Raw genomic sequence first — 14,605 nt, 5'->3', positions numbered from 1 at the left:
TTAGGGAGTGTTTATTGATGCTCCCTAAACCCATCTTTTTCAATCGTTTGTTTAGGGTAACATGTAATAGCCAGGAAAAAGACTAATAGTCCGGTTAATAACATTGCATAAGTGGTTATAGTACCTGGGATCTTGAGTTTATCAAATAAGTAATTAACAAAGACTGTCGGTGTTATCACAACATAAAGCAATACACACCATAAATAAACTTTAAGCCATAATGGTTCCTTGCCTATATATTTTTTTCCTATAATCCATATTGAATGATAAAGCAGCACGGCTATAGGAATCGCAATTAAATAATACACGACATCACCCCTCACCTAATTGTATTCCATTTATTGGAATGAAAATCCTTCGTGTCGTACATTTTAAAAGGGAATTTTCCGACACGATAAAAAACCCGAAGGTAAAGAAATGATAAGGAATGCTAAGGTTTCTCGGAGTTACTACAAAACACTACATTTACCGATTTTACAGGCCTTAAAAAAGACACTCGGAAAACACTCGGAGGTAATTTATATGAAATATGACTGGAAAGCTGTAGAAAGTTATTTCTTAGAAGCTGGACACCAAAGCAGAATTTCACTTAGGGAGGTCAGCGAAAGGTACGATATACCTTATCAATCTGTTAGAAGATATGCAGCAAAGCGTGAATGGCACAATATACGGCACAGAGCGTGGATTGATGAAAGATACAAAACCTCATAATCATTGGAATGCTACAAGTTAAACAAATTAGACACCCTAAACGTACAGGTGCTACAAAACCTAATAAAACCTAACTTTCACGCGCGTAAGGAGTGCTACAGAAGTGCTACAGAAGTAGGGGGAAGTTGAGTTTAAAATGATTATCTATAAAGGGGTTGCTACTTGTGAAGGTATTTAATATAAAACATGATGACCAAGCTATGCACATCCATTTAGAAACAACTCATACCAAGTTTGAAAGCTTAGAACGCCTCATTATGGGAGCAGCTAATGAGTTTATCGAGAAAAACAAAAAGGATCAATTAAACACCATTCTTGGTCGGATTGAAGCGAAAATGCTTTGAGTTGTTAAGGAATGTTAAGGTATCAGGAGATTTCAGAGACCTAAAAAAGGATTTTCTTACACGATAAAAAAAGAAGCACTCGGCTATTTCGACGGTCTAAAAAAATGAATTTAATGAGGCCTTAAAAAAAGAGATGTTACCAGGACCTGTGTAGTCTTTTATAAACCAGGTAAATAGCTGTCAAGCCAGTCAGCAGTTAGGTTAAAGGTGTTGACAGCTTGTCCGGCTTTTTGTATACTGAGAGCAACAAGTTGAAGGGTTCGGACCTTTAACTAAAGAGATATTTATAAGTCCGTCATTCGGAGACGGTACTTTCAGAGTTATTAAGCGCTGGGCAATCGGAGCCTAAGTGCAAGAGAGTATTGAGAAGAGGCGTCAGCATTAGAGCTGGCGCCTTTAGTGTTTTTTAGGGAGGATTCCGGATGAAAAGAGTTATGGTGTTTATAGATGGAAATAATTTCGAGTCTGCACTTACCGGGTTATACGGGACTCAACAAAGGATAGATTATGGAAAGTTAGCTGAATATGTAGCCCAAAAAAGAAACGGCTATCTACAGCGTTTATATTACTACACGGCAGTAGGAAGCGTTGATAAAACAAAAGCAGCAGCCACAAAAACTTTCGTTGATAGATTAAATAAAAGGGTCCCTAAATGTATAGCGAAAACCGGATACCTAAAAGTTATTGGCCAAGATAAAAATGGCAATAATATTTTCACCGAAAAAGGGACAGATGTAAATATAGCTGTGGATTTAGTTTCGTTAGCTTTTAATAATGGATATGATGAAGCGATTTTATTTAGTGCTGATTCTGATTATGAATCTGCGATAGCTATGGCAAGAAGTTTGGGAAAAAATATTGTTGTCGCAGTTGTAGATAAACAGAAAGCTGGTTATATTAAGGATCTTTCTGATGACAACATTACTTTATTTAAAACAGATTTCGATCAATGTATGCGATAAATAATAAAAAGACTGCGGAGGTCCAGATCCTCACGCAGCCTTAGCTCTGAGCTATATAGTCCGAACCTATACAGCCCTTTACTAATAGTATGGACAATGACCTCTTGTCCATGCATAATTTCGTTCGACATTTTAATTCCCTTTTTACACATAGAAGAAACATTACATAAGCATTCTTTTGTATCGAGATGAAGAAGGAGCCACCAAATTAGGGCTCCTTTTTTGTTAACTTAGGTTTAAATCGGCGAAAGCAATGGCCTCTTTAAAAATTTGGGATAATGACATCTCTATCGCATTTTCCTCATCAAGGAAACATGGTGTTGCTACATGAATTAAATCATATTCATTATCTTTTTTAGAGCAATAAGCGCCGTTATTTGCATTGTACTCATAACTCCCTTTGGGTACGGTGAAGTGAATATGACCAAACATTCCATCGACATTGAATTCCCATTTATCAATTTCATATTCGATATTTCTAATCTTGAATCTTCTACCGAAATCATCAATCATTCTTACTGAGTTAGTTTTGAACAAAAGTATTTCCTCCTTACTGTGCATTCAATCTTTGTAATTCGATTAAGGATGCCTGATCTCCTGCAATGGTTTCTATCCTATACTTATTTTTATACCTTGAGTTTCCTTAGAGACTTTTTTCATTTCCCGAGTCTTTGAAGCAAAAATAAGGAATTGTTTTATGTCCTGGACCTGGAAGAATTGGACACCTGAATGGATCGGTAAATTATACCGGTGATCAGCAATCAGTATAATCTTAGGGAAAACCTTTTTACCTTCCGGCTGCCATGGTTCGTACTGCCATTCATTGCTCATGTAGTAAGAGACATATCGACGAAATTTTTCGTTCATTACCTTTTCTGAATAGATAGAACGCTGAATCTCTACAAAGAACGGCGCGCGTTTCCATATCATGAAGGCATCCGGTTCCATATAACCCTTTCCGTACTTCGGTTCTACTATAAAGGATTCTGACGGCTCAAAATTGAGCAGCGACTTATAAAATTCAACGATTTTAAGGAAATGAGGGATTTTAGCAGAGTCTTTTTTATGGGAGCTGGGGAGTGAAAGTAGATATATGGTTGCTGGGATGTATTTACTTCGATTTGACCATCTCTTCTTAATCGCTTTAAAACGGTATTGCAGCATGTAATAGGATTTTTTAAACCGGAAAAATGGAGATCGATAATATCGTCTCGAGTTAAACACCGGAAACGCTGTAAGTCGCTTAGAATTGCCAAGTCTCGTTTTTTCATCAATCCAACACCTCGAATATGGTGTCAATAATCTCTGGGTCATCAGAACGCTTAGAAGGCCCTTTTTCGGTGTTTTTAGTAACGGGATACTTATGACTCTCTAATATTTTTTTAGCCTCTTTAACGACCAAATACGGAGCTTGAATCTCCTTTAACTCGTCTTGACCTTGTAATTTTAACAACATTCTTCCATCTTGCTTTATTTTCTCACTACCCGGGGTTCCGATTATCCTGGCATTGATTAAATCAGCACATTTAAATCCCATGCGGACAGTTAAGTTATTCTTTAATGCTCCTTCTAAGAGCTTCGCGTCAGGTCTTTGCATGGAAAGGATTAAGTAGATACCAAGTGCGCGTCCAATAGCGCTTATCTCTTCGATAATATCCATGATTTTCTTTTCCTTCTTGAGTAATGCAACTTCATCTATGCAAAGAATGATATATGGTGGTGGATCTGGTAAATCGTCGATATGAGCTACTTCGTGAGCATCCAGTAAATCTCCCCGTTTAGTTGTTTCTTCGCGCAAGTGTATTAGCATAGGGAGCATATCAACAGGACTCACGAGAACAGCCTCAACGTGTTCAATCCTGCGGAACAAATGGAATTCAGAGCGTTTAAGGTCGCATAAGAACAGCTGCAAACGTTTAGGATCTATCATCGTAATTAGCGATGTAAGGATGGACCTTAGTTGTGTAGATTTCCCGGATCCCGTTTCGCCAGCAATCAATAAATGAGGGTGTTCTACCATGTCATAAACCACGTTCTGTCCGTTCATATCAACACCACAAACAATAGGTAATTTAGCGTTCTTAGCCTGTTCTACAAAGCGTTCTGCCTTATAACGGACAAGATTAGGGATAGGCGCAGTGAACACTGTTAGGGTGAATTTTTTAATGTCTCCTTTTAGCTCTATTCGTTCCCCGAATACCTGTTTAAAGCAATATTCTTTTTTCATAACTTCTTTTGGATCCATACCAGTAGGGAGGGTAAAAACATACATAAGTGTTTTTTTCTTATTGTCAAATTGTACGGAATGAATCTTGGGGTAAATCAATCCAGAGTTGGAACTGTAAGAATAATGATTCCCTATCTCACCGTTTCGAAAGGCTTTTAGAAGCTCTGCTTTGGCCTTCTGCTTTGCTAACCACATTTTCATTAACCATTTCCTCCTTTGATAAATCAATTTGATTTATTGCTTACCAGAATAAGAATTTCAAATCATTGACGAGGTACCACAGGGCAGCTATGCCGGCTATTGGAAATGAAATACGCAGGAAAGTGGATAAAAAGGCTGCAATTGAAACGTTACCTGTATCAGCTAATCCCTTTTCGATTAGGGCTATTAAGATAATTCCAGCACCTATACCGATAAATACCGGGTCAATCATCGCGCCAGGATGCAAAGGTATGAAGGAGAATAGGACAGGTGTTTTTTTACCAATCCTTACGTTCTTCGGCTGTTCTTTGTTCATGAATGCTTTAAAATCAACGGTTTCTATCTTACTCGATACAAAAGGCAGATTAAGTAACATAATGTAGTCTCCTTTTTGACTGCTGAATGTTTAGCCGTGAAGTATAAGGTGTCTCTCCACAATTTTGTGGAGGGCAACCAGCGCAATTTTGCGCCGGTTGGCACTCCAACTTTGGCGGTTCAGATTTTTCTTTTCCCCCTCTCGCCTCTCCCCCATCCACTCGCCCTCCGGCTCCTTCTAAACACATTTCATTTCTCTTATTTATCAACCTGTAAAGGTTCATTACCTTGATAGGACTATCTTGATAGGTAACTTGGTAAGTACTTTGGTCAGAAGTTGCTAACTCCCAAATTAGGTACCTTGATAAAGCCTATGGAGACTGCTTGTACATGTTTCACACTTTATAGGCGAAAATCACAAAAATGTGAATAAAGGCCAAAATTTCAGTCGATACTGGTGAGCATATAAATTTAACCAGGAGGATTGAAAATAATGTTCGGTTTAGGGAAAAGACGGTCAAAGTTTGGGAAGTTTCTTGATCGGAATGGAATCACACAACAGGAGATTTGCGAAGTCAGTGGGGTAAATAGGAATAGCATAAGCAGAGTAGCTCAATCTGACGATAATCAACCATCTATGAAGAATGCAGCGAGGATTATAAAAGCTTTAAAAAAGGCCGGATATGAAGTGAATTATGATGATTTTTGGAGTATGTAATTGAAATGGCGAGGAAAGACTACCACTCAAAAACACTTACGGAGGTTTTTTATGATTGAGTATGTAGTCTTCTTTTCGTTAGTAACATTAGGAATTGTTTTTTACGGATAAGAAAGTTAGGATTCGAAAAAGAGGTTCCCGGAAGAAGACCAGAATCACCTATAGAGTGGCGATTATACAATGCCTTGATTTTCAGGGGGGAGAATGTAGAGCCTCAAGTTCCTTGTGGGAGGTATCGTATTGATTTAGCCTTACAATCGTATCGTATAGCTATTGAGTGTGATGGTAAGGCATTTCATTCTTCACCTGAACAAAAAGCCCATGACAGAAGAAAAAATAAATATCTACGGAAAAACGGTTGGAAAGTATTAAGGTTCTCCGGCAGCGCTATAAACGGAAGGATGAGGAAAGTGTTAGAACGAATAGATAAAGAAAAGAATCGTTAATTGCAGGGAGAAGTTCAATAAACGGAGGTAATTCACACTGATATGAAGAATATGTGAAAGGTTTTTTTGACAGATATAAAGGATAAGAGCATCAGTTAATCTGATGCTCTTATCCCTGTCTCCACTTTTTAACTTAATGATCCAATCCTAAAAAAAACACGAGAGTAAACTTCTAAAGCATATAAGTCATTATTTTTAATTCCTAAAAGCAGGTGGATATTATTCCCGATGTTAATGCCGCGCTTATTGGCTTCCTTAATTAACATACCAGGATTTTCCCTTATCCATTTTTCATAATGATTAATAGACTCATAATAAATATCACAAATCCTGTGTGCCTCTATGCTATGACCGGAAGCTGCATATCCCATTCCAATTGGAGCGTAGGCCACGCCGTCTACTTTAATAAGACTCATTGAATTGTGTTTTCTTGAATTTTTTATATCACTATCAGTTGGAATTGGGTTAATGTTATTAATACCTTTTAAAACAAATTGATTTATAGAATCTGGCCAATTTCTGTGAATAATTGCAATCATTTCTTGTCTGTACCATGGCGTTTTTCTGGCAGATTTGCCATGATTGAAAACATTAATGAAATAAGCGTAATTATCATCAAACCTAACAAACAATACTGGCCCAGTTCTATTTACAAAATTTCCATTTAATTCAGTACCTAAATGTAAATGATGTATTCCCCAATCATTCAAAAATTGATCGTTATAATCTAAATTAGAAATCAAACTGCTTAAATGATGTTTCAAGTTTGTACCTTTTTCTATTTTACTCTTTATTAATTCCAATCCATTTTCAAATTCTTTGGGATAAGTGAATTCCTTTGAAATTAGTATCTTTCTGGGATGGGGAGCGATTAATCTTTTTTGCAAATTGAAGTATTTGAAACATATGTCTTGTCTATTAGATGAAGGCTCATAGCCCATGTTTTCTAATTGATACTTAAGCATATCAATCCAATTATTTTGAAAATCCATTTTAAGATTATAAGTATAAGGCATACGATCCATCCTTTATAAAAAGTAGAATATATTATAACTGGTTAATAAGACCAGAATAATATGATTGCGGTTTTTCCAGATAAATTTTTGTTACCTCAATGCTCGTATGTCCCATGTACTTAGCAATGTCTTGGATAGGCAAACCTTTTGCTGCTAATTTGAGTCCGAATAAGTGACGTAAATTATGGGCGTGGGCTTTTGCTAATTCAATTCCGACGATGGAAGCATACTTTTTCATATCATTATGAACCGTTTGACGTGAAATCGGACCACGTTGACCAACAAATAATAATTTAGTGTTACTGGAGAACGGCTGTGTTCTCACTTCTAAGTATGCTTTCAATGAATTTCTAAGCTTATCACTGATGTAAATATCGCGGTATTTCCCACCTTTACCCTTAATATCTTCGATAATTTTTTTGCCAGACGTGACATGATCCATACGGAGCTGCAGCATTTCACTTACACGCATTCCTGAATAATACATAGCTTCAAAGATCGCTTTTGTTCTGATGTCTCCAGAAGCTTCCACAGCTCCGATAAGAGCCTGAAAATCCTCTTCAGTAAGTAAATCTTCATCCTTCAAAGAATACTGTTTCTGGACCTTCTCTTGCTTAATGCGAGCTGACACTCCTAATTCAAACCGATCATTTAAGAAATCGATAAATTGTTTAACACTAACTAATTTTCTGTTTATAGAAAGAGTTTTTAATTTACGTACTCTTAAATGTTCCTTATAAGCCGTAACGTCGGTTCTTTTGAGGTCTTTAATACATTTACCTATAAAGCTTAAAAAGTCCTTCACATCTAATTTATATCCCGATACAGTACCTTCGCTTTTTTCCTCTTCAATCAAGTAATCAGTGAATGCTTCTAAATAATCAGTATTTTTCATTACTAACCATCTCCCTTATAAAACGATTATTTCGTTTTGTTGTTAATTTCATAATAAATGTAGGGGTAAATAAAGTCAATACAATATTTTGGTTTTGTATTGAGTTTCCTGTAAATGTTGATTTATAAGCAAATTAAAAAGACACCAAACAATATGGATGTCTTTTAGTTTACATAATCACTGTTTTCGAGGCCAATTATCCTAAATTCTTAACTAAATCCGTAATATCATCATCCTGGTTATAAATCACTTGATCGATACGAAAATCCTCACTTGCAGCAAAGTTAATTTTGATTTGTTGAATCCATTTATATGCCGCAACGGCAGCTGCCGAATCTGGATTCTTCTTATAATCTGAATTAGAAACAGGGAAGCTTCCACTCTGCAAAAATTTCGTTCCCTTCGAATGTAAATAAACTTTGATATTAATGTTCATCCTTCATCACCCTTTAGTAAATCGACTTTCAATTAACTCCTAAAAATCTACTTCAGTTAGCGTTTATATAGTAATTATATATGTTGATGTTTGTTTGTAACTATTGAAACGAATTTATGTTCGCTATCATTGAATGAATACTTGGACTACAATAACCCTAAAGAACGGGGGGGTAACGATGGAAGTAACGGACAAGCCAATAGCTCCTAAAGAAGCGAGTATCTCGTTAGGTATAGGAGATAGTACATTAAGGAAGTGGTGTCTTGCTATTGAACATCATGGATACAATTTCCCGAGAACGGATAATAACCGTAGGGTGTTCTTTGAAAAGGACATGGTTATACTTCGCCAGTTGAGACAGTTGGTTCAAGTTCAGAATTTAAGCTTGGAGAACGCCTCATTGATTGTTGTAACAAAGGTTAATGACGATGCGTCCGAGGAAAAGAACACCGAGATCGCTGTTCCTTCAAACCGTTACGGAGATGAAGTCATACAAGAATTGTTGGATCATATAGAACGGCAAGAAGAGTTTAATAAAAAGCTTTTGCAGCGATTAGACGAACAGCAACAATACATAGAAGAACGATTAGATAAGCGTGAACAACTTATTCAAGAGAATATAAAGGAATCAAAAGAAACAAAAAAACTCCTCCTGGAAGCCAAGGAAGAGAAAAACAAGCGTAAAGGCTTTATGAAATGGTTTAGTTAGGATTAGGGACTGCACGGTTATGTGCTGTCCTTTTTTTAGTAAGTTTTAACTCGTTTTCCTTTACCATTTTGAGATAAATTTCAACAAACCTTTCTAAGGCTTCATCTGAAAGTTCTTTTCGTTCACCTATATTTTCAATTGTTGTTTTTGCCACATTGCCCACCTTTATTTTTGGCCTATTTTAACTTGGTACCCCAATAGATCTGCTACCTTCAATAAATCCCTAACTCGCAATGCATCGTTATCTAATGCTGATTGAAACGTGCTTTTTCGTATCCCTAAAGCTTCAGCAACTTTTTGGAATTGGCTATATTCACTATCCTCCATCATAATCCGTACAGCTGTTTTAATACTCATTTCTGATAAATTGATTTCTTTCATCTTTGTAACCCCCATGATTATTATGTGTAAAACAATAATAACATTATAAAACGATTATTTGGTAATTAAATTAATAATACGTTTGACAAAACGATTATTTCGTTTTATAGTTAGGGTAACAGCAAAGAGAAAACATGATGGTGATTATCTGAATAGAACATGTTTCTTGTCTCTGCAGCCAAATAGTAAAACTCAATACAAAACTACAGTTTAGTACAGGAGGAATTTATTATGAATACAGCCAACCTTACAAAAATGGTCCTAAGGAATACAGTCGATTACCAAACAACAGACGTTTTATCAAAGGATATTTTCTTTGATGAAGTGAAAGAGCCGATGTTTGTTATTGTTGACGAAAATAATCAGCTTGTAGACGGGTTTAGGATTGTGGCGGTGAATCATCAAGAAATTGATTGCATGGTTGAAGAGATGATTTTTTATACAGATAGTATTCCAGCCGGAGAAACAGGGAGACAGTACGGCACTTTATTTTACGGAACTACATTCGAGAAAATATACGGTAATAAAAAATCAACTGAAAAGGGGGTAATTTAATTGAATAAACTCGATTTGGTTACACGCTTAGTATTTAACGATACCGTTGTATTAGAAATATCGCCTGGTCACGAAACGGCAGTCAATATGTGCATTTCTCGCAAAGGAGATAAAGAAGATGAGGGTAAAAGCGTCCAGTTATATGCTGACGAAATTGATTTATTGATTGCAACATTAAGTTTATATAGAAAAAGAGCGACCAGCAGCAACTGATCACTCTTCCCGTTAAATATTCGATAGCTTGATTATAAAACAAGCAGGGTGCTACAACAAGCATCCTGTTATAATATAAAAAAAGGAGACAAGCCATGATTATTATAGATATGTTGCGTTCGGACGGTAGTATCGTGGTTAATAAAAACCTCGTCCATGCGATTGGGTTAAATGCTGCCATTTTGTATTCAGAATTAATCAGTAAACGTGCTTATTTTGAGAATAGAGAACAATTGACAGAGGACGGTTTTTTCTTTAATACCGTTGACAATATACGGCTTGATACAGGACTGGGTGAGAAACCTCAAAGTGCAGCTATTAAGCAACTCGAGAAATTAGGTTTAATCAAGACAGATAAACGAGGATTGCCGGCAAGAAGATACTTTAAAATTGTTGATGATGATTCTTTGGTAATGAATATTCTAAGTGAAGGCAAACAGAAAAAATCAGAGTTAGAACAGGAATTAGAGTTGAAGAATCAGAAGAAAAAGGAGATTCACACCAGTTATATCAACAGTTCCGCCCAAATGGAGGAACTTGTCCAACCCAATGGGAGGATTAATAATACTAATTTAAATAATATTAAAAATAATAATAATATAAACATATACATCATTTCTGACGAAAATGACGTTTTCTCTTATTATTCATTTAAATATAAAGGTAAATTCGGGAAAGAACATCCTACAATGAATAAGGATAAAATAGACGAGTTAACCTCTATGTATCATGAGTTTACTATAGACTTAGATATAGATGAAAATATGTGGCATGACTTAGTGGATTATCATTTTGAAAACTTATCTCCTAAAAATAACGGAAATATATTATCATTCCTGGCACCAAATGGGGGATCAGGATGTATTTATCGATATATAGAGAGTATCAATACTGAAGATGAGGAAGATGATTACAGGGAGTTTGAATCTAAAGAGCACCCTGAATCCAAAATGCGTACGAGTGATTCACCGAAACCGAATTATATTGATACCTTATTTTAAAAGGGCGCAAAATGCGTCTTTTTTTTATCCATTTTGACAAAGCATCATTGTTATAAACTATATCTATATGCTACTATTAAAAATAATATACGGAATTTTAGCAGTTCATATAAAAATAAGCATAATAAAAGGATTGACCGGTTGCGCGATCAATCCCAGAGAGTTGCTACTGACTTTGCGGATCAGTAGCGAATGTGTATTTGCGGTACACATTTAATTTCAATTAGATAATAAAAGAATACATGATATCGTGGTTGAAATCAACAGTAACATATAATTTTACTTGTTACTTTACCTGTTATTTTATGGGAAACCACCTGTGTTCATATATAAATCTATTGATACAAAGCTCTTTGTCTATTACAGGCAAGGAGCTTTTTTGCGTTCTAAGAGCTGTGATGTACCTGAAGAGGGCATTGACGGCATACATAAGCCAATCACATACAATCTATGGGGTCGGAAATACCGATGTCATAGCATCATGGTTAAAGGAAGAACATGATGAGAATCTAAAAAACTACTGGTTTGCCTTCCAGGTCAGAAAACAAGGGCGTTATGGTCTAAGGTTGAATCCTAATCCGTTACCTTACTTACGGTGGCCATAATAAGCGTGTGGCAGCATATAGTCACGGTGGGTTCTCTGGTGTCCGTTACAGGGCAGGGGAATGCATTCAAAGGGGAAAGTAACCGACTCAATTTTGAGCTCGTTATAGACTCCGTCAGGCAGGACAGAGATTGTTTGTAAAAAGAATGCGTTTGGATTAATCTCCATTCATCAAGTAAGGTGTACAAAAGGGCCGATTCCCGATGTTGATGGTAGTACAGATGAATCTCTTATCCGTAGTCAAATTAAGCCTTATTGACTGCGTATAAGGGGTTCAGTCTGCCCTCTAACCTCAAACCCTCAGTCTCCGGTAGTATGAAACCCCGAAAACCATAATACAAGCATAATAAGTAATTTAGGTAAAAAAATCTAAATAAGAATAATCAACCATGGAGCTTAAACTAAATATCATTAAACAACTATAGAATACCTTGGATCGATAAGTAGGTGTTGGGAGTTATATATCTTTTGAAGGTGATTTGATAGAATAAATTACAGGGAAAAATAACCATAATAGACAGGGGTGTTTAGTTTGAATATTGTTAAAGAGCAGCAGATTGTTACATTGAGAGATGAAGCTAAGTTATTATGTGATCAATTCATTGAATATAGGGATAATTATTTTGTTGAAGCTAATAATCGGATGTTATCTCAGGCTATTCAGGAATTAATTGATTATCTTTTCGATAACAAATTTATTCTTGAAGACCTGGATACTTATGATGATGAGGAACGGAAACTTGAGGCTACAATGGGTTCTATAAGTGTAACAATAACTAAACGTAAATCTGTTCTACAGGTAAAGATGAGTAATGGGGAAGAGTATGATATTAGTATTGATAGTCCAATAAGTATTTATGAGCTTCCTAAGTTTACTAACTTGGGAACTACACAAGATGCCATGATACAGTCTTTGAAGAATAGTATTGAGCAAATTAAAGATAAACTGAATTGTTTGGATAAAGAAGAATACCGGTATATCGTCCATACTACAGATGCTAATACAATTTTTGGTGACATTAAACATAAAAGTAGTCCTTACCGAAATTTTAATGAAGTTTTGGATAACCTTTTTAGTTAACTATACCTTTGAAGGGAGAAAGGTATCTGTCTATTTTTGTTGAATATACATTAAAAAATAGAAGCCAAAAAGGAGTTTTTCTGTGACTAATTTTAATGCGCCAGAAGTAAGACGAGCAATTAGAACCTTAGATGCTGCGGCCTCTGACATTTTAACTGCCGGTTATTCAGTTTATAAAGCCAGAATTGTAAGGTTTATATCAATTATTAATGAGGATAAGGTAATTAACTCTATAGTAGCGCCTCTCCTTGCAATACCTGTGGATTTTGAATTTATACACTTCTCACGTAATGGGCATTGGATATCTGAATTAAAATTACCTTCAAATGTTGATGAGCAATTGGCATATGTCGTTCAAATATTTGACCAAGTTGTAAAAGGTGATATTAATTTGGATTCTTTAAGTCATAGAATATATAAGCACAAAAGATTTGAAGATAATATCCAGCAATTCCTTAGTGAAATTGCCAGACCATGTTTGAGGGAGCTGATTGATCGCCTTCACGATTTAGTTGAGGTTGAAGTAAAAGGTAAAGAGAGCATTGCCAGTGCGGCATTGCAAATTTTCAATTATGGAAGCATTACAGCCGAGCAAGGTAGTGCAGTTGCAATCGGTAAAGACATACAGCAAACCGTTAATTATGAAAATATTACTCATAAGATTATGGATTTGGTAAGAGAACAACAAGTTGTACCTGAAGAAAAAATGGCCGAAGTTGAGCAGGTCATGAATGAAATTCAGGAGGAAATTAACAAACCTGAACCTTCACAAAGTAAACTTAAAGATTTTGCTGGTAAAGTATATGGTCTTGGTGAGACAGCTTTATTAAAAGTAGTTTCAACTGTATTAACAGATCCAAAGTGGGGCCAGGCAGTATCAGAAACCTTATTAGCAACATTTTGACATAAGCATCCCTCGGGGTGTTTTTTATTTGGAGTCGGTAAGTTATGTAAAGAGACACGAGAAAATTGTAGAAGAGAATAAGGTAGCCCTTTTAATCTACGAAATGTACCTTTTGTATGGAGTTAAGGAAATACGTTGATTTAATAGGGGTGTGCTCAAAGTTTAGCAGGGTTATAATGTGTATAATTCCGATAAAATTAGTGTGTTTTATGAAAATTTATTCCCTATGAATACAATTTAGATGTTATAATTAAAGGTTTAAAAATTGTAGCTTTTGTCGCAAAAATTTGTTATAATTAAATTGTAAGAAAAGTTAATTTTTTTACTGGACCTTGGCCAGGACTAATCCGGTCCATATCGAATTAAAAACTATCACCAATATTGCAAGGTGTTTCCTTTCCGATTTAGGGTGTTATACAAATCGAGAGAGGTGGAAAAGGAATGTTAAAGGAAATTCGTTGTACAAACAGTCCTTGCAAGCATTTACTTTGCAAAGGGGAATTTCAGGGTGTGATCGAGTTTAAATGCCCTAAATGTAAAAATGTACATACGGTTAAAAAATAGAGAGATCCTTGAGGTCCATAGTTTGAAAAGGGAATTTTCCCTTCTCAGATTGTGGGCCTTTTTCTTTTTTTCACCTTTCTTAAACAGGAGGCACGACTTATGAACGATTTACCAGAGATTCATAAACAGGTAGTTGGATTAATCGGTTATGGAAAAGGCAGGGCTACCACCGTTTCTTATATTTCAAAATTAACAGGATTTAGTGGTGTAACAGTAAGGAGAATGGTTTCTGAAGCTGTAGTGAAATATGGAGCTCCTGTAGGTACTTGTAATGAAATTGGTCGAGGTGGTTATTACATTATTAGTAATGAAGATGAAAAAA

Annotated in this window: 23 protein-coding genes and 1 pseudogene; 14 read left to right on the top strand and 10 right to left on the bottom strand. The window is 35.8% G+C overall.

Features of this window, described 5'->3' with window-relative positions; genetic code table 11:
* Positions 1-11 precede the first annotated feature (11 nt).
* A complete protein-coding gene (locus JFV29_RS14040) occupies positions 12-323 on the bottom strand; it encodes a hypothetical protein (RefSeq protein ID WP_201184643.1) in 312 nt (103 codons plus the stop codon).
* Positions 324-522: 199 nt separating this feature from the next.
* On the opposite strand from JFV29_RS14040, the gene JFV29_RS14035 reads away from it, so the two are divergent.
* The 3 genes from JFV29_RS14035 (at position 523) to JFV29_RS14025 (ending at position 2,017) form a co-directional block, all read left to right on the top strand.
* A complete protein-coding gene (locus tag JFV29_RS14035; RefSeq protein WP_201184641.1) occupies positions 523-711 on the top strand; it encodes a hypothetical protein in 189 nt (62 codons plus the stop codon).
* A gap of 164 nt (positions 712-875) precedes the next feature.
* Positions 876-1,055, top strand: coding sequence for a hypothetical protein (locus JFV29_RS14030; RefSeq protein WP_201184639.1), 180 nt, complete (start codon positions 876-878; stop codon positions 1,053-1,055).
* Positions 1,056-1,477: 422 nt separating this feature from the next.
* Positions 1,478-2,017 carry an NYN domain-containing protein gene (locus tag JFV29_RS14025; RefSeq protein ID WP_242486875.1) on the top strand — a complete coding sequence of 180 codons (540 nt, stop codon included), beginning with the start codon at positions 1,478-1,480 and terminating at the stop codon, positions 2,015-2,017.
* A gap of 225 nt (positions 2,018-2,242) precedes the next feature.
* On the opposite strand, the gene JFV29_RS14020 is transcribed toward JFV29_RS14025, so the two are convergent.
* From JFV29_RS14020 to JFV29_RS14005, 4 genes and pseudogenes are all read right to left on the bottom strand, one after another.
* Positions 2,243-2,554 carry a hypothetical protein gene (locus JFV29_RS14020; protein ID WP_201184637.1) on the bottom strand — a complete coding sequence of 104 codons (312 nt, stop codon included), beginning with the start codon at positions 2,552-2,554 and terminating at the stop codon, positions 2,243-2,245.
* A 72-nt stretch (positions 2,555-2,626) separates the two neighbouring features.
* Positions 2,627-3,288, bottom strand: a pseudogene (locus JFV29_RS14015) (hypothetical protein).
* Positions 3,288-4,445: an FtsK/SpoIIIE domain-containing protein gene (locus tag JFV29_RS14010; protein ID WP_201184635.1), complete on the bottom strand. Its 1,158-nt coding sequence runs from the start codon at positions 4,443-4,445 to the stop codon at positions 3,288-3,290. Before JFV29_RS14010 ends, JFV29_RS14015 begins: the two are co-directional and overlap by 1 nt.
* Positions 4,446-4,485: 40 nt before the next feature.
* Positions 4,486-4,821 carry a hypothetical protein gene (locus JFV29_RS14005; protein ID WP_201184633.1) on the bottom strand — a complete coding sequence of 112 codons (336 nt, stop codon included), beginning with the start codon at positions 4,819-4,821 and terminating at the stop codon, positions 4,486-4,488.
* A 432-nt stretch (positions 4,822-5,253) separates the two neighbouring features.
* Between JFV29_RS14005 and JFV29_RS14000 the strand changes: the two genes are divergently transcribed.
* Positions 5,254-5,478, top strand: a complete 225-nt coding sequence (locus JFV29_RS14000; protein ID WP_201184631.1) for a helix-turn-helix domain-containing protein — start codon at positions 5,254-5,256, stop codon at positions 5,476-5,478.
* 185 nt (positions 5,479-5,663) lie between these two features.
* The gene (locus tag JFV29_RS13995; RefSeq protein WP_242486874.1) at positions 5,664-5,924 is read left to right on the top strand and encodes an endonuclease domain-containing protein; all 261 of its coding nucleotides are present in this window, start codon (positions 5,664-5,666) and stop codon (positions 5,922-5,924) included.
* 128 nt (positions 5,925-6,052) lie between these two features.
* On the opposite strand, the gene JFV29_RS13990 is transcribed toward JFV29_RS13995, so the two are convergent.
* From JFV29_RS13990 to JFV29_RS13980, 3 genes are all read right to left on the bottom strand, one after another.
* Positions 6,053-6,916, bottom strand: coding sequence for a hypothetical protein (locus tag JFV29_RS13990; protein WP_201184629.1), 864 nt, complete (start codon positions 6,914-6,916; stop codon positions 6,053-6,055).
* A gap of 55 nt (positions 6,917-6,971) precedes the next feature.
* Entirely contained in the window at positions 6,972-7,835 is an 864-nt protein-coding gene (locus tag JFV29_RS13985; protein ID WP_201184627.1) for a tyrosine-type recombinase/integrase, read from the bottom strand.
* Positions 7,836-8,031: 196 nt separating this feature from the next.
* A complete protein-coding gene (locus JFV29_RS13980; protein WP_201184626.1) occupies positions 8,032-8,271 on the bottom strand; it encodes a hypothetical protein in 240 nt (79 codons plus the stop codon).
* Positions 8,272-8,449: 178 nt separating this feature from the next.
* Between JFV29_RS13980 and JFV29_RS13975 the strand changes: the two genes are divergently transcribed.
* Entirely contained in the window at positions 8,450-8,980 is a 531-nt protein-coding gene (locus JFV29_RS13975) for a hypothetical protein (RefSeq protein WP_201184624.1), read from the top strand.
* Here the strand turns inward: JFV29_RS13975 and JFV29_RS13970 are convergent.
* Positions 8,973-9,134, bottom strand: coding sequence for a hypothetical protein (locus JFV29_RS13970; RefSeq protein WP_201184622.1), 162 nt, complete (start codon positions 9,132-9,134; stop codon positions 8,973-8,975). The genes JFV29_RS13975 and JFV29_RS13970 overlap by 8 nt on opposite strands.
* A gap of 11 nt (positions 9,135-9,145) precedes the next feature.
* Entirely contained in the window at positions 9,146-9,361 is a 216-nt protein-coding gene (locus JFV29_RS13965) for a helix-turn-helix domain-containing protein (RefSeq protein ID WP_201184619.1), read from the bottom strand.
* A 231-nt stretch (positions 9,362-9,592) separates the two neighbouring features.
* Here JFV29_RS13965 and JFV29_RS13960 point away from each other — a divergent pair, with 231 nt between their 5' ends.
* From JFV29_RS13960 to JFV29_RS13925, 8 genes are all read left to right on the top strand, one after another.
* Positions 9,593-9,916 (top strand): hypothetical protein, encoded by a 324-nt coding sequence (locus tag JFV29_RS13960; protein WP_201184617.1) that lies wholly within the window; start codon positions 9,593-9,595, stop codon positions 9,914-9,916.
* A complete protein-coding gene (locus JFV29_RS13955; protein ID WP_201184615.1) occupies positions 9,917-10,129 on the top strand; it encodes a hypothetical protein in 213 nt (70 codons plus the stop codon).
* A 95-nt stretch (positions 10,130-10,224) separates the two neighbouring features.
* Positions 10,225-11,130 carry a hypothetical protein gene (locus JFV29_RS13950; protein ID WP_201184613.1) on the top strand — a complete coding sequence of 302 codons (906 nt, stop codon included), beginning with the start codon at positions 10,225-10,227 and terminating at the stop codon, positions 11,128-11,130.
* 398 nt (positions 11,131-11,528) lie between these two features.
* Positions 11,529-11,735, top strand: coding sequence for a hypothetical protein (locus JFV29_RS13945; RefSeq protein WP_201184610.1), 207 nt, complete (start codon positions 11,529-11,531; stop codon positions 11,733-11,735).
* 531 nt (positions 11,736-12,266) lie between these two features.
* Complete coding sequence (locus tag JFV29_RS13940) at positions 12,267-12,815, top strand: hypothetical protein (RefSeq protein WP_201184608.1); 549 nt, start codon at positions 12,267-12,269, stop codon at positions 12,813-12,815.
* An 82-nt stretch (positions 12,816-12,897) separates the two neighbouring features.
* Entirely contained in the window at positions 12,898-13,719 is an 822-nt protein-coding gene (locus JFV29_RS13935; protein ID WP_201184606.1) for a hypothetical protein, read from the top strand.
* Positions 13,720-14,160: 441 nt separating this feature from the next.
* Complete coding sequence (locus JFV29_RS31705) at positions 14,161-14,283, top strand: Com family DNA-binding transcriptional regulator (protein ID WP_201184604.1); 123 nt, start codon at positions 14,161-14,163, stop codon at positions 14,281-14,283.
* Between the two features lie 99 nt (positions 14,284-14,382).
* Positions 14,383-14,605: hypothetical protein (locus JFV29_RS13925; protein ID WP_201184602.1), on the top strand; the 223-nt coding region annotated here is incomplete at its 3' end.

The sequence above is a fragment of the Peribacillus sp. TH16 genome (assembly GCF_016651095.1).
GTDB lineage: Bacteria > Bacillota > Bacilli > Bacillales > DSM-1321 > Peribacillus > Peribacillus butanolivorans.
Note: the sequence above shows the minus strand (reverse complement) of the source record. Positions and strands in the feature narration are given on the sequence as shown.